The following is a 21,220-nucleotide window of genomic DNA, read 5'->3' as shown; positions in this document are numbered from 1 at the left end:
CCGGCGCGGCATGCATCGCATTGCTGCGCCGTCTCTTTGCAACTTTGTCATAGCGCCTGAGGTTTTTTCACTGACTGGCCACCCGCATGTGGGGCTCCCCGATGCGGGCCACCGAATACCAAATCATCATGACCGAACCGACCCAGCCTAATGCGGCCCAGCCCAATGTCGCGCCCGAGGTAGACGACAACAAGATCATGGCCGAGCGCCGTGAAAAGCTGCGCGAACTGCGTGAGCACGGCGTCGCCTACCCGAACGATTTCCGTCCCACGCACCATGCCGCGGATCTGCAAACGCAGTACGCCGAGACCGACAAGGAAGCGCTCGAAGCCAATCCGCTCGAAGTCGCGATCGCCGGCCGCATGATGCTCAAGCGCGTGATGGGCAAGGCGAGCTTTGCGACCGTGCGCGACGGTTCGGGTCAGATCCAGTTCTTCATCACGCCCGCCGACATCGGTCAGGAAACGTACGACGCCTTCAAGAAATGGGACATGGGTGACATCGTCGCGACGCGCGGCGTGCTGTTCCGCACCAACAAGGGCGAACTGTCGGTGCGTTGTACCGAACTGCGTTTGCTGTCGAAGTCGCTGCGTCCGCTGCCGGACAAGTTCCATGGTCTTGCCGACCAGGAAATGAAGTACCGCCAGCGCTATGTCGACCTGATCGTCACGCCGGAAACGCGCAAGACGTTCGTCGCGCGCACCAAGGCGATTTCGTCGATCCGCAAGTTCATGTCGGATGCCGACTTCATGGAAGTCGAAACGCCGATGCTGCACCCGATTCCGGGCGGCGCGGCGGCCAAGCCGTTCACCACGCACCACAACGCGCTCGATATGCAAATGTTCCTGCGGATCGCGCCGGAGCTGTATCTGAAGCGCCTCGTGGTCGGCGGCTTCGAGCGCGTGTTCGAGATCAACCGTAACTTCCGCAATGAGGGCGTGTCGGTACGCCACAATCCGGAATTCACGATGATCGAGTTCTACGCGGCGTACACCGATTACAAATGGTTGATGGATTTCACCGAGCAGTTGATCCGCCAGGCGGCGATCGACTCGCTCGGTACCGCCACGATCAGCTATCAGGGCCGCGAACTCGATCTGGCCAAGCCATTCCACCGCCTGACGATCAGCCAGGCTATCCAGAAGTACGCGCCGCAGTACACGGACGCACAACTCGGCGACGACGCATTCCTGCGCACCGAACTGAAGAAGTTCGGCGTGGACGCGTCGAAGCCGCAGTTCCTGAACGCGGGCGTCGGCGCATTGCAACTGGCGCTGTTCGAAGAGACCGCCGAGTCGCAACTGTGGGAGCCGACCTACATCATCGACTACCCGGTCGAAGTGTCGCCTTTGGCGCGCGCATCGGACAAGGTCCCCGGCATCACCGAGCGTTTCGAGCTGTTCATCACAGGCCGTGAAATCGCCAACGGTTTCTCGGAGCTGAACGATCCGGAAGACCAGGCCGCCCGCTTCAAGAAGCAGGTCGACCAGAAAGACGCCGGCGACGAAGAAGCCATGTTCTACGACGCCGACTACATCCGCGCGCTGGAATACGGTATGCCGCCGGCCGGTGGTTGCGGCATCGGCATCGACCGTCTGGTCATGATGCTGACCGACAGCCCGAGCATCCGCGACGTGATTCTGTTCCCGCATCTGCGCCGCGAAGACTGATCGCCCCGTTGCTCGCGTCAACGGCCCGTAAAAGAAAAATGCCCGGTTCGATGCCGGGCGTTTTTTATGCGGCGTATGAAAAGCACTGCCGGCCGCAACCTGACGGTTTGTAACCATCGGTAAAAGGCGCGCATTGCCCGCCAGACCGCTGTTTTCTTAACCCGCTGCGGAACCGCAAGGAATCAGGCGCCCCGCCGCCCTTCGCGCGCTTTGACGCGAAAGAGCCGCGATAATTGCCCAGGAATGGTTACAAATTGAAACCCTCCCGGGATCGATTTGCCCGACACTCAGTCTCAATAACAGTCGACTCTGCTCCAGACGGAGGCCAATATGGACAATCCAGATACCAAACCCACGCAACAACGTCGTATTCATCCGCTCGTCGCTACCGCGGCGGGTGCAGTGATCATCGCCAGCCTCGCCGCAACGGCGGCCGTCACGGGCCTGTTCCCCAAGGCCTCGAGCAGTGGCGCGCAAACCGATCAGACCCAGGCTGCGCAAGTGGCCACCCAACCGGGTGTGGTCGATTCGGCGGCACCCGCGAATCCGGGCGCTCAGCAGGCAGCCGAGCAGGCCGCGGCACAACAGGCAGCGCAGCAGCAGGCGCCTCAGCGCGCCCCGACACCAGCGCAGCAACAACAGTACGCCCAGCAGCAACAGGCTCAGCCGGCTCCGCAGTACGCTCAGCAACAGCCGTCGCAACCGGCCTACTGCTCGAGCTGCGGCACGGTGGCCGGCATCTCGGCGGTACGTCAGGAAGGCCATGGCACCGGTATCGGTGCAGTCGGCGGCGCAGTGGCCGGCGGTGTCGTAGGCAACCAGTTCGGCAGCGGTGGCGGTCGCACCGCGATGACGGTGCTCGGCGTGCTCGGCGGTGGCCTGGCCGGTAACTCGGTTGAAAAGCACATCCGCAGCACGACGTCCTATTCGGTCCGGGTGCAGATGGAAAACGGCAAGACGCGCTATTTCACCTATCACGAAGCGCCGCCGTTCCAGCAAGGCCAGCGCGTGCGGGTCGAAAACGGCACGCTCGTAGCAAGCTGACCACTGGCAGCCTGAAGATTCTCCTGGCGTTAAAAAAGGCGATTCCAATGGAATCGCCTTTTTCTTTGCTGTAGCCGGAGCGGAATCAATCGCGCCCCACCGCCGTTGGAAAACCCGGCCGCGTGCTCAGTAATCCGCGTCTTCGATCCATGCAGTCTGAATCGCTTCGAGGATTTTTTCGTTCGACCGGTTAGGGTCGTCGTCGAAACCTTCCAGCTCGGTGACCCAACGGTGCAAATCAGTGAAGCGCACCTGCTGCGGATCAATGGCCTGGTGCTTGTCAGTCAGGGCCATCGCGATGTCTTGCGTATCGGTCCACTTCATGGCTGCATCCTCCAGTTAGTGATTTTCCTTCGCGTGATTGATCGAGTAGCGCGGGATCTCGACAACCAGATCCTGCTCGGCCGGCACCATCGCCTGGCACGACAGACGTGAGGCCGGTTCGAGCCCCCACGCCTTGTCCAGCAGATCGTCCTCGTCTTCCTCTGATGGCGTCAAGGCGGCGAAACCCTCACGCACGATCACGTGACAGGTTGTGCACGCGCAGGACTTCTCGCACGCGTGCTCGATTTCGATGCCGTGTTCGAGCAGATTGTCGCAGATGCTCTTGCCGGGCACGGCATCGATCACCGCGCCTTCCGGGCACAGTTCGACGTGAGGCAGCACAACGATTTGAGGCATACATTTTCCGTTTGGGTCTGCGGCACGGCGGCCGCAAACAGGCTCCGTACCATTTTACTGGCGCCGCACGGACTTTTTAAGTCCGCGTGGCGCGGTTCATTGCCGGCACCGCCCGCATGGCGCGGCCACGCCGCAAGGCTCAGATCTCGTCGAGCTTGCGGCCGGCCAGTGCCCGGCGAATGCCCTTGTTCATGCGACGGGCGGCGAATTCGTCGGTGCCTTCGGCGAGCGTTCTGGTCGCGGCTTCGATCGCGTCGACGTCTTCGCTTGCTGCGATATTGCGCAACGCGGCGAGCTGCGTATCGAGCTCGGCGCGTTCGTTGTCGTCGAGCAATTCGGCGTCGGCGGCGAGCGCCGCGTCGGTCGCTTCGACGAGGCGGCGCGCTTCGACTTGCGCTTCACGCAGCGCACGCGCGCGCATGTCGACCTCGGCGGTCGAGAAGCTGTCTTCGAGCATCCTGGCGATGTCGTCGTCGGCCAGACCGTAGGACGGCTTCACCACCACCGACGCTTCCACGCCCGAGCCCTGTTCACGCGCGAACACCGACAGCAAGCCGTCGGCGTCGACCTGATACGTGACGCGAATCCGCGCCGCGCCGGCGGCCATCGGCGGAATGCCGCGCAATTCGAAACGCGCGAGCGAACGGCAATCGCTGACGAGCTCGCGCTCGCCTTGCACGACGTGGATTGCCATCGCCGTCTGGCCGTCCTTGAACGTTGTGAAATCCTGCGCGCGCGCGACCGGAATCGTCGAATTGCGCGGAATGATCTTCTCGGTCAAACCGCCCATCGTTTCGACGCCCAGCGACAGCGGAATCACGTCGAGCAGCAGCCAGTCGTCGCCGTCGGCGCCGCGGTTGCCCGCGAGCAGATCGGCCTGGATCGCCGCGCCGAGCGCGACGACCTGATCCGGGTCAAGGTTGATCAAAGGCGGCTGACCAAAGAACGACTCGACCGCGCGACGAATCACCGGCATGCGCGTCGCGCCGCCGACCAGCACCACGCCCTTGATATCCTTGGTGGCAACCTTGGCGTCGCGCAGCGCCTTCTTCGTGGGCCCAAGCGTGCGTTGAACCAGCGCCTGAGTGACGGCCTCGAAAGTGGCCTCGTCGACCGTCAGATCGATCCGTGTGCCGTTCGAGAGCTTGGCCTGCACCTTCGCACCCGGCGCATCCGACAAAGCCTCCTTGGTCGCGCGTACGCTATCGAGTAACAGGCGGACGTCTTCCGGTGCGAGCGTTCGCGGCGCGATGCCCGCCTGCTCCAGCACGTGGCGGTACAGGGCATGGTCGAAATCGTCGCCGCCGAGCGCGGAATCGCCGCCGGCCGCGAGCACTTCGAACACACCCTTGGTGAGCTTCAGAATCGACAGATCGAACGTGCCGCCGCCAAGGTCGTAGACCGCGTAGAGGCCTTCGGAGCCATTGTCGAGACCGTAGGCGATCGCAGCCGCGGTCGGCTCGTTCAGCAGACGTAGCACGTTCAGGCCGGCCAGACGCGCGGCGTCTTTGGTCGCCTGGCGCTGCGCTTCGTCGAAATAGGCGGGCACAGTAATGACTGCGCCGACCAGTTCGTCGCCAAGCGTGTCTTCGGCGCGCTGGCGCAGCGTTGCGAGGATTTCCGCCGAGACTTCGACCGGGCTCTTCACCCCGTCGACAGTACGGATCTGCACCATGCCCGGCGCGTCGACGAAATCGTAGGGCGCATTTTCAGCGCCTTCCACTTCCGCCTTGCCGCGGCCCATGAAACGCTTGACCGACACGATCGTGTTGCGCGGATCGGTCGCGGCTTCAGCCTTGGCCGTGCGGCCGATACGGCGGCCGCCCTTTTCCAGGTAACGCACGACCGACGGCAGCAACGCATAGCCATCTTCGTCGGGCAGCACATCGGGCACGCCGCTGCGCACGGCGGCGACGAGGGAGTTGGTGGTGCCGAGATCGATACCGACCGCCAGACGCCGCTGATGGGGCGCCGGCGCCATGCCGGGTTCGGAGATTTGCAGTAAGGCCATCTGGATCTTCTCGGGGCCGCTTGACCCCGTCCTGAATTTTCGCGTTGCTGGATGTATTGCTACGGCTACTATCGCTGCATATTCATGCGCGGCGTCGGCGTGCGCCGGACCGCTAGTTTTCGAGCCGCTCGATCTGCGTGCCGATTTCCGACGCCACCCGTTCGATGAACATCAACTGCCGCACCGCTTCGCCCGCCGCCTGGTTCGCGCCGCTGTCGAGCAGCGCGCCGAGCTTGTCGAAACGCACGCGCTCTTCGTCGCGCAGTTCGGTCAGCAAGGCGTCGAGCGCGTCGACGTTCTTCGCCGCGGCTGCATCTTCGATGTTTTCGCGCCATTCCATCTGCTGCATCAGGAACGCCGGTTCCATCGCCGTGTTGTTCTCCGAGCCGACGTCGATGTCGCGCAGGTGCAGCAGGTAGGTCGCGCGCTTCAACGGATCGCGCAACGTCTGATACGCCTCGTTGGTGCGCGTCGCCCATTGCATCGCGATACGCTTTTGCGCGTCGCCGGCCGCCGCGAAGCGGTCCGGATGCACTTGCGCCTGCACCGTGCGGTAGGCGTGATCGAGCGTCGTTGCGTCGAGCGCGAATTGCGCCGGTAGATCGAACAGGTCGAAGTGGCTGTCGTTCAGCGAGGCCATCGGATAGAAAGAGTCCGTTCAGGAAAGCGCACCGGAGTGCAGGCTAAAAACGCGGATCGAAAGCGCCGCCAAAGTTCAACGGCAAAGCTCAGCCGCAAGACACCAGGCCAAATACGCGGATGAAACTAAAAAGGCGGCCCGCGCCGCCTTTGATCCGCTGCACGCGGAATGAGCCGATTTACACGCGGAACGATTCGCCGCAACCGCACTCGTCCTTCACGTTCGGGTTGTTGAACTTGAAGCCTTCGTTCAACCCTTCGCGTGCGAAGTCGAGTTCGGTGCCGTCGATATAGGCGAGGCTCTTCGGGTCGACAATGATCTTCACGCCGTTGCAGTCGAACACTTCGTCTTCAGGCGCGAGTTCATCCACGTACTCGAGCTTGTAGGCCAAACCCGAGCAACCAGTCGTGCGTACGCCCACGCGCAGCCCGACACCCTTGCCGCGACGAATCAGATACTTCTGGACGTGCTGTGCTGCCTTTTCGGTCAACGTAATTGCCATAGCGTTTCTCATTGCGCCGCGCGCGTTCGGCATTCGTATGCCTACTGACGCACTGCTACCCTGCCTGCCTCAAATATCGCTCATGCCGGACCGCGCCTTTCTACTGGCACGGCCCGCTTCGACTCACTCAAACACGCACTTATGCGTGTTGCTTGTCGCTTTCGACGACCGCTTCACCATGACGCTGCTTGTAATCGGCGACCGCTGCCTTGATCGCGTCTTCCGCGAGGATCGAGCAGTGGATCTTCACCGGTGGCAGCGCCAGTTCTTCGGCGATCTGCGTGTTCTTGATCGACATTGCCTGATCGAGCGTCTTGCCCTTCACCCATTCGGTGACGAGCGAGCTCGACGCAATCGCCGAACCGCAGCCGTACGTCTTGAACTTCGCGTCTTCAATGATGCCGTCCGCGCCCACGCGGATCTGCAGCTTCATCACGTCGCCGCATGCCGGCGCGCCGACCATGCCCGTGCCGACTGCATCGTCGTCCTTCGCGAAGGAACCAACGTTGCGCGGGTTTTCGTAGTGGTCCAGAACCTTGTCGCTATAAGCCATGATGACACTCCTTGATCCGTTTCAACCTGCAATTTGCAATTCGATAAATTCGACGTCGTCCAAGCTGGCGCGTCAGTGCGCTGCCCACTGGATGGTCGAAATATCGATCCCGTCCTTGTGCATTTCCCACAGCGGCGACAAGTCGCGCAGCTTCGAAATCTTGGTCTTCAGCAGGTTGATCACGTAGTCGACATCCTGCTCGGTCGTGAAGCGGCCCACCGTGAAGCGGATCGAGCTGTGCGCCAGTTCGTCGTTACGACCCAGTGCGCGCAGCACGTACGACGGTTCCAGCGAGGCCGACGTGCACGCCGAGCCCGACGACACCGCGACGTCCTTCACCGCCATGATCAGCGACTCGCCTTCGACGAAATTGAAGCTGATGTTCAGGTTGTGCGGCACACGCTTTTGCATGTCGCCGTTCACATACGTTTCTTCCATGTCCTGCAGGCCGCGCAACAGACGGTCGCGCAGCATGCGGATGCGTTCGTTTTCCGTCGCCATTTCTTCACGTGCGATACGGAATGCTTCGCCCATGCCGACGATCTGGTGAGTCGCCAGCGTGCCCGAACGCATGCCGCGCTCGTGACCGCCGCCGTGCATCTGCGCTTCGATACGGATACGCGGCTTGCGACGCACGTACAACGCGCCGATGCCCTTCGGACCATATGTCTTGTGGGCCGAGAACGACATCAGGTCGACCTTCAGCTTTTGCAGATCGATCGCGATCTTGCCGGTGGCTTGCGCCGCGTCGACGTGGAAAATGATGCCCTTTTCACGGGTGATCTCGCCGATCGCCTCGATGTCCTGGATCACGCCGATTTCGTTGTTCACCGACATCACCGAGACCAGAATCGTATCAGGGCGCAGCGCTGCCTTGAACTTCTCGAGGTCGATCAGACCGTCGTCCTTCACATCCAGATACGTGACTTCGAAGCCTTCACGCTCAAGCTCGCGGCAAGTGTCGAGCACAGCCTTGTGCTCGGTCTTTACCGTGATGATGTGCTTGCCCTTGCTCTTGTAGAAGTGCGCGGCACCCTTGATCGCGAGGTTGTCCGACTCCGTTGCGCCCGAGGTCCAGATGATTTCGCGCGGATCGGCATTCACCAGCGCAGCGACATTCTCGCGCGCTTCTTCGACCGCACGTTCCGCGTCCCAGCCATACGAGTGGCTGCGCGATGCGGGGTTACCGAACTGCTCACGCAGGTACGGAATCATCTTGTCCACCACGCGCGGATCGATCGGCGTCGTCGCGCTGTAGTCCATGTAAATGGGCAGGTGGAGAGTGTCGTTGTTCATCAATTGCTCCGGGGACGTCATTGTTCTGGCTTCTGGGTTCTTTATCAGGCTGCGGTGTGTTCAGATTGCCGCGCCTAGGAACCGGCCATGTTGAAAACAGAATTAGGCCCTTTCGGCACGACGCGGGCGGGTTCGACCGCCGGCGCCTCATTGCGCCGGTCGCGCAACACCGCCGGCGCACCTTCACGCGAACGCTGCTGATCGACCAGGTCTTTCAGGGAGACCGAATCCAGGTACTCGACCATTTTCTGGTTCAGCGTCGACCACAATTCGTGCGTCATGCAGTGGCCGTCGTGCTGTTTGGTGCCTTCGCACGAGCCCTTGCCACCGCATTGGGTGGCGTCGAGCGGCTCGTCGACAGCGATGATGATGTCGGCGACGGTCACGTCTTCAGCGCGGCGGGCCAGATTGTAGCCGCCGCCTGGTCCGCGCACGGACTCGACGATTTCGTGACGACGCAGCTTGCCAAACAGCTGCTCGAGATAAGACAGGGAGATATGCTGGCGCTGGCTGATACCCGCAAGCGTCACCGGGCCCTGCTCCTGGCGCAGGGCCAGGTCAATCATCGCCGTGACGGCGAAACGGCCTTTCGTGGTGAGTCTCATATGGTGTGGGAACCGTAATTCTCGACAAGTTTGGTCAAGTATAAATACATGAGTGAATTAGTCAAGTATCCCTACCGCGATTTGGGTCATTTGCTTAATTGCTGGATAAGGCGGCCGAAGTTCGCCAATGTCCCGCCAGGCTTATGCAATCAATTGGGGACGCAACGCCACGATCAGCCCGCGGCAGGCTGCTTCGCATTGATCCAGCACCTGCTCGAAACCTTCGGCACCCCCGAAATAGGGATCGACAACTTCGCGGGCGCCACCCCAGCGACCATCCGCTTCAGGCACAAACTCCATCAGCAGGCGGATTTTGTCACGCTGCTCCGCCGGACACACCTGACGCAGCGCGGCGACGTTTTTGTCGTCCATTGCGATCAGCAGATCGAAGCGCTCGAAGTCCGCCGAGGCGATCTGGCGGCCACGCAAGGCGGCAAGCTCGTAACCTCGCTGGCCGGCCGCATGTTGCGCGCGATCGTCAGGTGGCTGGCCAATGTGCCAGTCGCCCGTGCCGGCGGAATCGATCAGAATGCGCTCCGCCAGCTTCGCTTCCCCAACCAGATGACGCATCACGCCTTCCGCGGTCGGTGAACGGCAGATGTTCCCCAGGCAGACAAAGCAGATGGACACGGTTTTCATCAGAGGCTTTCGGGCGTCAAGCGCGCGCGGATCGGCAGTTAGGAAAAGGTGCCGCGATTATACAAAGCTGAACAAAATCTCGCCCGAGGCGGAGCACCTCAGCCGGCGACCGGATTCGGCTACGGAAACTGCGCTAGCAACTCCAGCAAGCGGCAGGTTGGCCACGGACACTGCCGTAACGCCAAGCCGCGCCGGGATGATGGAATCGCTGGAATCACGGCGCACGATCCGATCCGCCCTGCTTAGGACGCTTCGGCCAGCGGCATCGCCGTAACGGCGCGCATGGGCTTGGCCGGCAACGTCGTCGCGCTGTCGACCATGCCATACGAGACGGCGCGCGCCAGTTCCGCGGTCAGTTGATCAGCAGCGAGCGGGGCTTGCGAGGAACGCGAAGCGGCGCCGCCGCAAATATGCAGGTAGCCTGCCACAGCGAGCGACACAACGATGGCAAGAGGCCAGTACACCGATATTATCTTTTTCATGATGTCGTTTCTTCCGATTAGGGGCTCATGAGCTTGTGACACACTATGCCCAGTCCAAATGCTATAGGAATTCACAATCGGGAAAAACCCACTGGCACGAGATACAGCGTTGCGCTGAATGGAACAGTCCATTGACTGCTTTGCCGCACGCACCGTTGACATGGGTCGTGGCACGAAAGAGAAATCCTTACAAACGCATACAAAACTGGCATGCCGGTTAGCGATAATAGATGTCTTACAGACATGAAATCTTCGCACTGGTCCTCCAAATGAAACGTATTGCTCCACTTGCCAGCCTCACGGTCGCTGCTGCGTTGCTAGGCGGCTGCGCAGTCTATCCGGACGGCACGCCGATGGTCGGCAACGGCTATGGCAGCGGTTACAGCGGCTACGACGGTTACGATGGCTATGCCACCGGCGCGCCAGTTGTGCCACAAACCAACGTCTATATGGGCTATGGCAATTATTCGGGCCCGGGTTACTACGACGGACCGGGCCGCTATTACGGGCCGGGGCCGGGCTATCGCGGCTACCCGGGCTATCCGGACCGGGGACGGCCGAATAACGGCAACTATGGAAACAACGGCAACCGCGGAGACAACGGGGGCGGGCATGGTCAACCGAACGCCGGCGGCTCACGTGGAGGGCCGCCGCCTCAAGGCGCGGTTGGCGGGCCGAGGGGACCAAGCGGGTCTAACGCGCCACGGCCGGGGGCAGGCAGCCCACCTCCGCCGCAGCAAGCAGGCAACAGCGGCGGGCGCGGAAATGGGGGGAATACGCCGGCCAGAGGCAATCCCAACCGCCAGTCAGGGGGAATGACGGACCATTGAGGTGGTGGAGAACGGAAGCGCAGTCTTAGGTCACGCTTCCCGCACCTGGCGTACCTGACGCACCTGGTACCGCGAGAGAATTGCACGAACCGAGTGGCGCGAGGCGAATGGCTTCAGAAGCGCCAGCTATAAAACACAAAGCCAGGTAGCGCTGGCAGCGCGGCTCGGGCCACGCTCCGCCTATGGGCCTACGTGCGAAAGCTTCAATGCACCGGCGGTGCAAGCTACAACTGCTGTGCCGCTCGCTCAGCCAAGATGGCTGCGTTGCGCGGCGTACAGTTCTCTGAACGTGCGACCGACCGGAGCCGGTATATCGCGTGTATTGGTCCAGCCCGCGCCACCCAGCGGCAGCCTGGTAATCGAACGATTTCTCCCACCCATTCTTTCCAGCACGCGAACCGCGAGCTTGGTGAAGAGCGCATAAGCATCCGGGTGCAGCGCGAGAAACCCCCATACCGCAAGCCCTGCCCGCTCGCGCCACGGCCGCAGGCGCCGCTCGATCTGCTTCTCGCGCAGCTTGCGCAGCAGATTGGACAACGGAATCCCCACCGGACACACGCTGTCGCACTCGCCGCACAAAGTCGCCGCCTGAGGCAAATCCAGCGCTTTGTCGATTCCGACATAGCTCGGCGTCAGCACCGCCCCCATCGGCCCCGGATAAACCCAGCCGTAGGCGTGGCCGCCCACCTTCTGATACACCGGGCAGTGGTTCATACAGGCACCGCAACGGATGCAGCGCAGCATCTCCTGGAAGTCGCCGCCGATCAGCCCCGTGCGCCCCCCGTCGACCAGTACCACGTACATATGCTCAGGACCGTCCTGATCGCGCGCCCCGCGCGGCCCGGTTAACACGGAAAAATAGTTCGACGTCGCCTGCCCCGTTGCCGAGCGCGGTAAAAGACGCATAGCCGTAGCGAGATCTTCCAGCGTGGGCAACACTTTCTCAATGCCGGTCACGGCCACGTGCACGCGTGGCATCACGGTGCACATGCCCTCGTTGCCCTCGTTCGTGACCAACGCGACCGAACCCGTCTCCGCTACGACGAAGTTGCCGCCGGTCACACCCATGTCCGCGGTCATGAAGTGCGGCCGCAGCATCTCGCGCGCTTCGCGGGTCATGTCCGTGATCTCGGTCAGACGCGGCCGGTCGTGCGTTTTCGCGAAGAGGTCGGCGATCTCGTCCTTATCTTTATGGACCACCGGCGCGATGATGTGACTGGGCGGCTCGTTGTCATTAAGCTGGAGAATGTATTCGCCCAGATCGGTTTCGATCGATTGCACGCCCATCTGCCCGAGCACTTCGTTCAGGCGCACTTCCTCAGTGACCATCGACTTGGTCTTGATCACCTTCTTCACCTCGTGCCGACGCGCAATATCGCCGACGAGGCGCGCGGCCTCCTGCGTCGTCTCGGCGAACAGGACCGTGACGCCGCGCCGGGTCGCTTCACGTTCGAAGGTCTCGAGCCAGACATCGAGATTTTCCAGCGCGCGATCGCGGCGCTCCTTCAGCGCGGCGCGGGTGGCGGGGAAATCGATCGCGGTAATGGCCGCGGCGCGGGCCGACACGAACTTGGTCGACAGCTTGGTGAGGTTCTGCTGCAGACGCTGGTCGGCGAGCTTCTGGCCCGCGCGGGCCTTGAAATGCATCGATTGGACTTGCATGGCGGCCTTGAGCGTATTCGGGTGAAATGCGCGAGTGAGATGCGCGAGCGAAGCGTGCGGAATGGCGTGCGCCGAATCAAGTGCACCGGTTCAAGCGCCGCAATGGTTTTCAGGCGTCGCCGGCGAGCACCTGGGCGATGTGCAGCACGCGCGTGGTGGTGTCACCGGTGCGCCGCAAGCGGCCTTCGATATTGAGCATGCAGCCGAGGTCGCCGAGTACCACCGTGCCGGCGCCGCTCGCGCCGATATTCGCGCATTTCTCGTCGACGATCGCCGTCGAGATGTCACCGTACTTGAGCGCGAAGGTGCCCCCAAAACCGCAGCAGTGCTCGCAATCCTTCATTTCGGTCACGGCCACGCCCACCTGCGTCAGCAACGCTCGCGGCTGTGCCTTGATACCGAGTTCGCGCAATCCCGAACAGGAATCGTGGTACGTCACCTGGCCCGCGAACTCACCCGGCTGCAATTGCACCTTGGCCACATTGACGAGGAAGTCGGTCAACTCGAACACTTTGGCTCGCAACCGGCCGAAGCGGTTCATCAGCTCCGGATCGTCCGCAAACAGGTCGCCGTAATGCGCGCGGATCATGCCACCGCACGAACCGGACGGCACTACGATGTAATCGAACTGTTCGAACTCGCGCAAGGTTTTCTCGGCAAGGTCGCGCGCGATGTGCCGCTCGCCCGAGTTGTATGCGGGCTGCCCGCAACAGGTTTGCGCGGGCGGCACCATCACCTCGAAACCGGCGCCTTCGATCAGTTTGATGACCGAAAAACCGATCTCCGGACGCATCAGGTCGATCAGGCAGGTGACGAACAATCCGACTCGCATGAGCCCTCCTTCGGGAAAACGTCCCTGATTATCCGCTGTTTGCCGCACAATACCAACGACCGGAAGGCATAGGACGAATGCCACGTTAAATTGGAATAGGCGTTCCAACTGCTTTCCTTCTTTTCACAATACGGGATACAATCAATTTCCGCTGTTTGACGCGTCAACCGATTCCTCCCATGAGCGATACGAACCCGGATCCCAAAACGTCGATCCAGGTGATCGAACGCATGATGCGCCTGCTCGATGCACTCGCTGCGCATAGCGACCCGGTCAGCCTGAAAGAACTTGCCATCCGCACGGAGCTGCACCCGTCCACCGCGCACCGCATCCTGAACGACATGGTGATGTGCCGGCTGGTCGACCGGTCGGACCCCGGCACTTACCGTCTCGGTATGCGCCTGCTCGAGCTAGGCAATCTGGTGAAGGCGCGGCTGTCGGTACGCGACGCGGCGCTCACGCCGATGCGCGAGCTGCACCGTCAAACCGGACAGACAGTGAACCTGTCGGTGCGTCAGGGCGACGAGATCGTCTATATAGAACGCGCCTATTCCGAACGTTCCGGCATGCAGGTGGTGCGAGCGATTGGTGGGCGCGCGCCACTGCATCTGACCTCAGTGGGCAAGCTTTTCCTCGCCGCGGACGAATCGACCCGCGTGCGGGCCTATGCCACGCGCACCGGGCTGTCTGGTCACACGCAGAACAGCATCACCGATCTGACCAAGCTCGAACGTGAGTTGTCGCACGTGCGCCAGCAGGCGTGCGCACGCGATAACGAAGAACTGGAACTCGGCGTGCGCTGCATTGCAGCCGGGATTTACGATGACACCGGCAAGCTGGTTGCGGGCCTGTCGCTGTCCGCCCCGGCGGATCGCTTGCAAGACTCGTGGCTGGGGCAGCTCAGCCAAACGGCGTTGCTGATTTCCGAGTCGCTCGGTTATCGCCCGCAGAAACCACAGGAGCATACGCGCCACCAGCACGCATAGGCTGGCGGGGCCTTCCTCTTCGGCTCAATAAAAAAGCCTCGCGTCTGCGAGGCTTTTTTCTGGCCGGTCCGAAAACCGACCACTAAAACATGCTAGCCCACTTCAGGTACCGGCGCCGCCGGCATCCGCACTGGTAATGCGCGGCTGATCGCCGCCGTTGTCGAGCCACGTGCGCAGACGCGTCGCGTCTGCAAAGCGCGAGTACTTACCCGACGAGTCGAGCAGCACCATGATCATCGGACGACCATGAATGGTCGCCTGCATCACAAGGCACTCGCCCGCTTCGTTGATGAAGCCGGTCTTCTGCAGACCGATGTCCCACGTTGGGTTACGCACCAGTGCATTCGTGCTGTTGTACGCCAGCGAACGCTTGCCGGTGTACACCTCGTAGCTGTGATCGGTCGAGAACTTGCGGATCAGCGGATATTGATACGCCGCGTTGACCATCTTCACGAGGTCACGCGCGCTCGACACGTTCTGGCTCGTCAAACCCGTAGGGTTTTCGAAGTGTGTGTCGGTCATGCCGAGTTGCCTGGCCTTCGCGTTCATGGCCGCGAGGAACGCCGGACGGCCACCCGGGAAGTAACGCGACAGCGCTGCGGCCGCGCGGTTTTCCGAGGCCATCAGCGCGATGTGCAGCATGTCTTCACGCGAGAGCACCGAGCCCACCGACAGACGCGAGCCCGTGTTCTTCTCGTAGTCGCGGTCTTCGTCGGTGACTTCGATCTGGTCGGTCATCGGCTCTTTCGAATCGAGCACGACCATCGAGGTCATCAGCTTGGTGATCGACGCGATCGGCACCACGGCGCGCGAATTCTTGTCGAACAGCGATTCGCCGGAGTTCTGATCGATCACGTAGGCAACGCTTGAACGCAGCATCAGCGCGTCCGGCGTTTCGTGCAAACCAAAAGCCTGGCCGACAGTAGGCGGACGCGGTTCATATGCGACGCGGCGCACCACGGAACGGTGGCGGCCGTTCGACGTATACGTTACGCGCTTGCGCTTGACACTCGCGCGCGGCGCGTTGTCATCCGCGGCGGCGACGGTCTTCGCAGCGGCGCCTTTGGCGGCCTTCTTGCTCGACACTTTGTCGGCAGCGGCTGCGGCAGGCTTTTTGGCTGCTTTCGCGTGTTTGGAGGTTTTTGCGGTTGTAGCGGGCGTGGCGGCAAAAGTGCTGACAGGCGCGGCGAACGCCGCTGCGATGACCATGGAGGCGGCCACCGACAGAGCGGTGCTGCGGGCCGCGCCGTGGATCACTTTTAGCGACGAAAACATGTCGGTTTTCATGGGTGTTCGGTAGGGAGCGGCGAGAGGTTTCCGCAAGTGTAGTAAAACAATGAAAAATTAGCAATTTGAAGCACTTATACGCGCTCCTTAAACCGGCTTGTAAGCTCCGATCGCAAAAACACAAATAAGTGCCACGCGCCGATCGAAAAAAACGATCGCCGGCGCGCTTTGCCTCGCCTTTGCCGCCAGATGCTGGAATCAAGACGATTCTTTCAGCATAACGGCAATTTCGAGACAACCTTGATCAGGGGAAATACGGTCTGAGCGCAAGCGTCTAAAGCCTTGCCGGCGCAACGTGCCGGAGCATCAGAACGTCGCCGGGGTCTCGCTGCAGTCTGTTAAACATCTGCTGGAGACCGCCAACGCGCATTGGACCGGCATAGAACATTAACGTTCCGTGACACTTTCCGGTTTACATCGGAATGGCCAATTGATGGATTTTTTGTCAAATGCCGACACCACGTTTGCGTCGGCGCCACTCCTCGTCAAGCGGTCAAAATCCCTCCTGAAATCGGTAACAAATGCAGTTTCCTCTCGCACCAGCATAGTGCAATGGACAAATTAACTTGCATCATATGAATGTCATGCCTACTGCATAAGGCATTGTTTTATCAGCAATTTCTTAACATTGTGCGACGCACAAAAAACGCTTGACATTCGTTGTGGCCATCCTAAAATGGGAACCATTGCTGCGATGCACAATACATCGCGGTCCGGAGAGACGATCTTTAAAGCGTCTCGCCACCAACCCAATGCGGTCCGCACAGACAGGCCGCAATCCAGGAGCGTAAACCATGACTCTGCTGACCCCTGAGCAATTCGCCGCAGCCCAGAAAGCCAACTTTGAAACGTTGTTCGGCCTGACGACCAAAGCATTTGAGGGCGTCGAAAAGCTGGTTGAGCTGAACCTGCAAGTCGTGAAGTCGACGCTCGCGGAAAGCCAGGAAAATGCCCAGCGCGCACTGTCGGTGAAGGACGCGCAGGAATTGCTGGCGCTGCAAGCAAGCCTTGCACAGCCGGTGGCTGAAAAGGCGCTGTCGTACGGCCGTCACGTGTATGAAATCGTTTCGGCAACGCAGGGTGAATTCACCCGCGTCGCGGAAGCCCAATTCGAAGAGCAGAACCGCAAGGTTCAGGCGCTCGTCGAGAACGTTGCAAAGAATGCTCCGGCCGGTTCGGAAACCGCTGTCGCCGTGATGAAGTCGGCTATCACCGCCGCCAACACCACGTACGAAACGGTCCACAAGGCAACCAAGCAAGCTGTCGAAATCGCCGAAAGCAACTTCAATGCAGCCGCAACGGCCGCATCGAAGGCAGCGTCGCAAGCCGCGGCACAAGCATCGCGCTCGGCAAAGAAGGCAGTCTAAGTTTCAGGCATCACATCACGCCGGCCCGCCTCACAGGCTGGGCCGGCGTTATCGCAAGCAACAGCGTCGTGCCGTGCCGCTCACACGGTTTTATCTGGCCGAACGCTCCGATACGTTGAATGACGTATCGTTTGCCCGGCGAAAGGCCGGGATTTTTTTCCCCTCGGTCAGAGTGCGCAGCGCATGTTTCATGCGGTGCGCCACGACAAACGCTTTGCGCTGTCTGCTGCAAATAGAAAACGGCGCGCCCTTTACAGGGCGCGCCGTTTTTTTGCCTCTGTTGCTTCCAGCTCACCTGCATGCAGGTGAGCCTACCAACCGCATTACTTCTTTTTCTGCGGCGGCAAGTCGGTACAAACGCCTTCGTACAACTCGGCGGCCATCCCGATCGATTCGCCGAGCGTCGGGTGCGGGTGAATCGTCTTACCGATATCCGTTGCGTCCGCACCCATTTCGATCGCGAGACAGACTTCGCTGATCAGGTCGCCCGCGTTCAGACCGACGATCCCACCGCCAATCACACGATGCGTTTCTTCGTCGAACAGCAGCTTGGTGAAGCCTTCGTCACGGCCGTTGGCGATTGCGCGGCCCGAGGCTGCCCACGGGAACACTGCTTTGCCGTACTTGATGCCCGCGGCCTTCAGTTGGTCTTCCGTCTTGCCGGCCCATGCCACTTCCGGATCGGTGTAGGCCACTGACGGAATCTGCAGCGCGTCGAAGTAAGCCTTCTCGCCGTGCGCCACTTCAGCGGCGACGTGACCTTCGTGCACGGCTTTGTGCGCGAGCATCGGCTGACCGACGATATCGCCGATCGCGAAGATATGCGGCACGTTCGTGCGCATCTGCTTGTCGACGTCGATGAAGCCGCGATCCGTTACGGCCACGCCTGCCTTATCCGCACCGATCTTCTTGCCATTCGGCGTACGGCCGACGGCGACCAGCACGAGGTCATAGCGTTGCGCTTCGGCCGGGGCTTTTTCGCCTTCGAACGACACGTAGATGCCGTCGTCTTTCGCTTCCGCTGCAGTGGTTTTGGTCTTCAGCATGACGTTGGCAAAACGCTTGCTGTTGTATTTCTCCCAGACCTTGACCAGATCGCGATCCGCGCCGGCCATCAGGCAGTCGAGCATTTCGACCACATCGATCTTGGCGCCGAGCGTGGCGTAGACCGTCGCCATTTCCAGCCCGATGATGCCGCCCCCGATCACCAGCATGCGTTGCGGAATCTGACGGAGTTCGAGCGCACCGGTCGAATCGACCACACGCGGATCTTCCGGAATGAACGGCAATTTCACCGCTTCCGAGCCCGCGGCGATGATTGCCTGCTTGAACTTGACGACTTTTTTGCCGCCTTCGGTCTGCACTTCCATGTGATGCGGATCGACGAACGAGCCGTTACCCGTCACGACTTCGACCTTGCGCGCTTTCGCCATACCGGCGAGACCGCCGGTGAGCTTCTTGACGACGCCCGACTTGAAGTCGCGCAGCTTGTCGAGATCGATTTGCGGCTTGGCGAACGTGATGCCATGCGCGCCGAGGGCTTCCGCTTCGTCGATGACGAGAGCGGTGTGCAACAACGCCTTCGACGGAATACAACCGACGTTCAGACAGACACCGCCGAGCGTTGCATAACGTTCGACCAGCACCGTTTTCATACCGAGGTCGGCCGAGCGGAACGCAGCCGAGTATCCACCGGGGCCCGAACCGAGCACGAGCATGTCGCACTCGATATCCGCGTTGCCGGAGAAGCTACCGGCTTGCGGTGCGGGTGCGGCAGCCTTCGGCGCAGCGGCCGCAGCTTGCGCTGCAGGCGCGGGCGCTTTCTCGGGTTCTTTGGCCGCAGCCTTCGGTGCCTCTTTAGCCGCTCCCGCGTCTGCCGACGTTTCGACCAGCGCGATGATCGTGCCTTGCGAAACTTTGTCGCCGGCTTTGACGCGTACTTCCTTGACTGTGCCGGCGGTATCGCTCGGCACTTCGATGGAGGCCTTGTCGGACTCGAGCGTCATCAGCGCCTGTTCGTTCTCGATGACATCGCCCGGTTTGATATTGACTTCGATGACATCGACGTCCTTGAAGTCACCGATATCCGGCACTTTTACTTCGACGAGACTCATAGTGTCCCCTTCTCTTATTGATCGTGATGATGAGGCAGCGTGAACGGAATCAAGCAGCCTAAAAACAGCGCAAAAGCTGGCAGCGTGCTGGACAGAATCAGCCTTTGCCGTCCGCCCAAGGACGCGCCTTTCTTTTGCCTACTTTTCTTTGGAAGACAAAGAAAAGTAGGTGCTGCCCCGCACAGGGGCGACGCTAATAGACCGACATGAAAACAAGTTCAACGAGAGACGTGGATCACCAGCAAAAACCCACGCCCCCGGCGCCACAGCGACGTCATCACATCAAAGAATCACACGCCGAAAATCGGCAAGAATCGCACCCAGATACGCATTGAACCGCGCCGCCGCAGCACCATCAATCACCCGATGGTCATACGACAACGACAGCGGCAGAATCAGTCGCGGCACAAACTGCTTGCCATCCCAAACCGGCTTCATCGCGCCACGCGACAACCCAAGAATGGCAACTTCCGGCGCATTGATAATCGGCGTGAAGTTAGTCCCGCCAATGCCACCCAGGGATGAAATCGAGAAGCAGCCACCCTGCATCTGATCCGGCTTCAGCTTGCCGTCGCGCGCAGCCTTCGACAGCTCGGTCATTTCCTTGGCGATGTCGATCAAACCCTTCTTGTCCGCATCGCGAATCACCGGAACGACCAGACCATTCGGCGTATCGGCAGCGAACCCGATATGGAAGTACTGCTTGAACACCAGGTTGTCGCCGTCGAGGCTGGCGTTGAACGTCGGGAATTGCTTCAACGCGGAAACCACCGCCTTGATCACGAACGCCAGCATCGTGATCTTCACGCCGGCCTTTTCGTTTTCCTTGTTCAACTGCACGCGCAGCGCTTCGAGATCGGTGATGTCCGCTTCGTCGTTGTTCGTGACGTGCGGAATCATGACCCAGTTGCGATGCAGATTCGCGCCCGAGATCTTCTTGATGCGCGACAGCGGCTTCGGATCGACCGGACCGAACTTCGTGAAGTCCACCTTCGGCCACGGCAGCAGGTTCAGCTCGCCACCACCGCCAGCGGCCGGCGCAGCAGCACCTGCCGGTGCAGCACGCTGCCCCGTCATCACACCCTTGATGAAGCCGGTCACGTCCGCTTGCGTAATGCGACCCTTCGGACCCGTGCCCTGCACCTGCGTCACGTCGACACCGAGTTCGCGCGAGAACTTGCGCACGGACGGCGAAGCGTGGCTCGCACGGCGAGCGCCGCCCTCGCCAGCCTGAATCAGCGGCGCGTGTGCAAGCGCAGACGGCGAAGCCGGAGCGGGCGACGGAGCAGCCGGCGCGTCCGAGGGCTTCTCGACCGCGCCCTGCTTAGGCGCGGGTGCGGGAGCCGCAGCCGGCGCAGCAGCACCATCCGCTTCCAGCACGACGATGGCCGAGCCTTCCGACACGTTATCGCCGACCTTGACCTTCACTTCCTTGACGACGCCGGCGGCCGAGCTCGGCACGTCCATGGTCGCCTTATCGGATTCGAGCGTCACCAGCGACTGCTCTTTCTCGACGCGATCACCGACCTTCACCGAGACTTCGATCACGGGAATGTCTTTGTAGTCGCCGATATCCGGCACTTTGACTTCTTGCAGACCACCACCGCCAGCGGCGGCAGGCGCCGCTGCCGGAGCAGCAGCAGGTGACGCCGCGGGCGCAGGTGCAGGTGCCGCAGCGGGCGCCGGCGCGGCAGCAGCCGCACCCTCGCCTTCCAGCACGACGATCAGCGAGCCTTCCGACACGTTGTCGCCGACCTTGACCTTCACTTCCTTGACGACACCGGCGGCCGAGGCTCGGCACGTCCATGGTCGCCTTGTCAGATTCCAGCGTAACGAGCGATTGCTCTTTCTCGACGGTATCACCCGCCTTCACCAGCACCTCGATCACAGGAATGTCCTTGTAATCGCCGATGTCCGGCACCTTGACTTCGATCGCTTGACTCATTGTTAGTGTCTCCTGGGCCGCGCACGCCACCCGCCCCTGGTCGTCAGGGACAGGCGCGCACGCCGTGGCACACG

19 protein-coding genes and 1 pseudogene are annotated in these 21,220 nt (G+C 61.3%); 5 read left to right on the top strand and 15 right to left on the bottom strand.

What is annotated here, in order from left to right; translation table 11 throughout:
• Positions 1 to 128 precede the first annotated feature (128 nt).
• Positions 129 to 1,670, top strand: a complete 1,542-nt coding sequence (gene lysS / locus ACUN0E_RS27240) for a lysine--tRNA ligase (protein WP_408227253.1) — start codon at positions 129 to 131, stop codon at positions 1,668 to 1,670.
• A gap of 330 nt (positions 1,671 to 2,000) precedes the next feature.
• The gene (locus ACUN0E_RS27235) at positions 2,001 to 2,714 is read left to right on the top strand and encodes a glycine zipper 2TM domain-containing protein (protein WP_408227256.1); all 714 of its coding nucleotides are present in this window, start codon (positions 2,001 to 2,003) and stop codon (positions 2,712 to 2,714) included.
• A 126-nt stretch (positions 2,715 to 2,840) separates the two neighbouring features.
• On the opposite strand, the gene iscX is transcribed toward ACUN0E_RS27235, so the two are convergent.
• From iscX to ACUN0E_RS27185, 10 genes are all read right to left on the bottom strand, one after another.
• A complete protein-coding gene (iscX, locus tag ACUN0E_RS27230; RefSeq protein ID WP_445568527.1) occupies positions 2,841 to 3,038 on the bottom strand; it encodes a Fe-S cluster assembly protein IscX in 198 nt (65 codons plus the stop codon).
• Positions 3,039 to 3,053: 15 nt separating this feature from the next.
• The gene (fdx, locus tag ACUN0E_RS27225) at positions 3,054 to 3,395 is read right to left on the bottom strand and encodes an ISC system 2Fe-2S type ferredoxin (RefSeq protein ID WP_012433562.1); all 342 of its coding nucleotides are present in this window, start codon (positions 3,393 to 3,395) and stop codon (positions 3,054 to 3,056) included.
• Between the two features lie 139 nt (positions 3,396 to 3,534).
• On the bottom strand, positions 3,535 to 5,406 hold the full coding sequence (hscA, locus tag ACUN0E_RS27220; protein ID WP_445568526.1) for a Fe-S protein assembly chaperone HscA: 1,872 nt from the start codon (positions 5,404 to 5,406) through the stop codon (positions 3,535 to 3,537).
• Between the two features lie 112 nt (positions 5,407 to 5,518).
• Positions 5,519 to 6,046, bottom strand: coding sequence for a Fe-S protein assembly co-chaperone HscB (gene hscB, locus ACUN0E_RS27215; protein WP_445568525.1), 528 nt, complete (start codon positions 6,044 to 6,046; stop codon positions 5,519 to 5,521).
• A gap of 178 nt (positions 6,047 to 6,224) precedes the next feature.
• Positions 6,225 to 6,548 carry an iron-sulfur cluster assembly protein IscA gene (gene iscA / locus ACUN0E_RS27210; protein WP_035546490.1) on the bottom strand — a complete coding sequence of 108 codons (324 nt, stop codon included), beginning with the start codon at positions 6,546 to 6,548 and terminating at the stop codon, positions 6,225 to 6,227.
• A 139-nt stretch (positions 6,549 to 6,687) separates the two neighbouring features.
• Complete coding sequence (gene iscU / locus ACUN0E_RS27205; RefSeq protein WP_093633555.1) at positions 6,688 to 7,101, bottom strand: Fe-S cluster assembly scaffold IscU; 414 nt, start codon at positions 7,099 to 7,101, stop codon at positions 6,688 to 6,690.
• 72 nt (positions 7,102 to 7,173) lie between these two features.
• Positions 7,174 to 8,397, bottom strand: coding sequence for an IscS subfamily cysteine desulfurase (locus ACUN0E_RS27200; RefSeq protein ID WP_408227267.1), 1,224 nt, complete (start codon positions 8,395 to 8,397; stop codon positions 7,174 to 7,176).
• A 74-nt stretch (positions 8,398 to 8,471) separates the two neighbouring features.
• Positions 8,472 to 9,002 carry a Fe-S cluster assembly transcriptional regulator IscR gene (iscR, locus tag ACUN0E_RS27195; RefSeq protein ID WP_028199491.1) on the bottom strand — a complete coding sequence of 177 codons (531 nt, stop codon included), beginning with the start codon at positions 9,000 to 9,002 and terminating at the stop codon, positions 8,472 to 8,474.
• A 141-nt stretch (positions 9,003 to 9,143) separates the two neighbouring features.
• The gene (locus ACUN0E_RS27190; RefSeq protein WP_445568524.1) at positions 9,144 to 9,641 is read right to left on the bottom strand and encodes a low molecular weight protein-tyrosine-phosphatase; all 498 of its coding nucleotides are present in this window, start codon (positions 9,639 to 9,641) and stop codon (positions 9,144 to 9,146) included.
• 242 nt (positions 9,642 to 9,883) lie between these two features.
• Positions 9,884 to 10,123 carry a hypothetical protein gene (locus tag ACUN0E_RS27185; RefSeq protein ID WP_445568523.1) on the bottom strand — a complete coding sequence of 80 codons (240 nt, stop codon included), beginning with the start codon at positions 10,121 to 10,123 and terminating at the stop codon, positions 9,884 to 9,886.
• A gap of 269 nt (positions 10,124 to 10,392) precedes the next feature.
• On the opposite strand from ACUN0E_RS27185, the gene ACUN0E_RS27180 reads away from it, so the two are divergent.
• Positions 10,393 to 10,953: a hypothetical protein gene (locus tag ACUN0E_RS27180; protein WP_445568522.1), complete on the top strand. Its 561-nt coding sequence runs from the start codon at positions 10,393 to 10,395 to the stop codon at positions 10,951 to 10,953.
• A gap of 246 nt (positions 10,954 to 11,199) precedes the next feature.
• Here the strand turns inward: ACUN0E_RS27180 and ACUN0E_RS27175 are convergent, their stop codons facing one another.
• Together ACUN0E_RS27175 and ACUN0E_RS27170 are read right to left on the bottom strand one after the other, a co-directional pair.
• The gene (locus ACUN0E_RS27175) at positions 11,200 to 12,615 is read right to left on the bottom strand and encodes a lactate utilization protein B (RefSeq protein ID WP_445568521.1); all 1,416 of its coding nucleotides are present in this window, start codon (positions 12,613 to 12,615) and stop codon (positions 11,200 to 11,202) included.
• 109 nt (positions 12,616 to 12,724) lie between these two features.
• A complete protein-coding gene (locus ACUN0E_RS27170; protein WP_445568520.1) occupies positions 12,725 to 13,447 on the bottom strand; it encodes a (Fe-S)-binding protein in 723 nt (240 codons plus the stop codon).
• 179 nt (positions 13,448 to 13,626) lie between these two features.
• Between ACUN0E_RS27170 and ACUN0E_RS27165 the strand changes: the two genes are divergently transcribed.
• On the top strand, positions 13,627 to 14,433 hold the full coding sequence (locus ACUN0E_RS27165) for an IclR family transcriptional regulator (RefSeq protein WP_445568519.1): 807 nt from the start codon (positions 13,627 to 13,629) through the stop codon (positions 14,431 to 14,433).
• A 102-nt stretch (positions 14,434 to 14,535) separates the two neighbouring features.
• Here the strand turns inward: ACUN0E_RS27165 and pbpG are convergent, their stop codons facing one another.
• Positions 14,536 to 15,720, bottom strand: coding sequence for a D-alanyl-D-alanine endopeptidase (pbpG, locus tag ACUN0E_RS27160; RefSeq protein WP_408227285.1), 1,185 nt, complete (start codon positions 15,718 to 15,720; stop codon positions 14,536 to 14,538).
• A 794-nt stretch (positions 15,721 to 16,514) separates the two neighbouring features.
• Here pbpG and ACUN0E_RS27155 point away from each other — a divergent pair.
• A complete protein-coding gene (locus ACUN0E_RS27155) occupies positions 16,515 to 17,087 on the top strand; it encodes a phasin family protein (RefSeq protein ID WP_120290936.1) in 573 nt (190 codons plus the stop codon).
• Positions 17,088 to 17,410: 323 nt separating this feature from the next.
• On the opposite strand, the gene lpdA is transcribed toward ACUN0E_RS27155, so the two are convergent.
• On the bottom strand, positions 17,411 to 19,201 hold the full coding sequence (gene lpdA, locus ACUN0E_RS27150) for a dihydrolipoyl dehydrogenase (RefSeq protein ID WP_445568518.1): 1,791 nt from the start codon (positions 19,199 to 19,201) through the stop codon (positions 17,411 to 17,413).
• A 282-nt stretch (positions 19,202 to 19,483) separates the two neighbouring features.
• A pseudogene (aceF, locus tag ACUN0E_RS27145) lies at positions 19,484 to 21,146 on the bottom strand (dihydrolipoyllysine-residue acetyltransferase).
• Positions 21,147 to 21,220: the final 74 nt, after the last annotated feature.

The sequence above is a fragment of the Paraburkholderia sp. D1E genome (assembly GCF_052682275.1).
The sequence above is the reverse complement of the archived record's forward strand: the minus strand, read 5'-3'. Positions and strand labels throughout refer to the sequence as shown.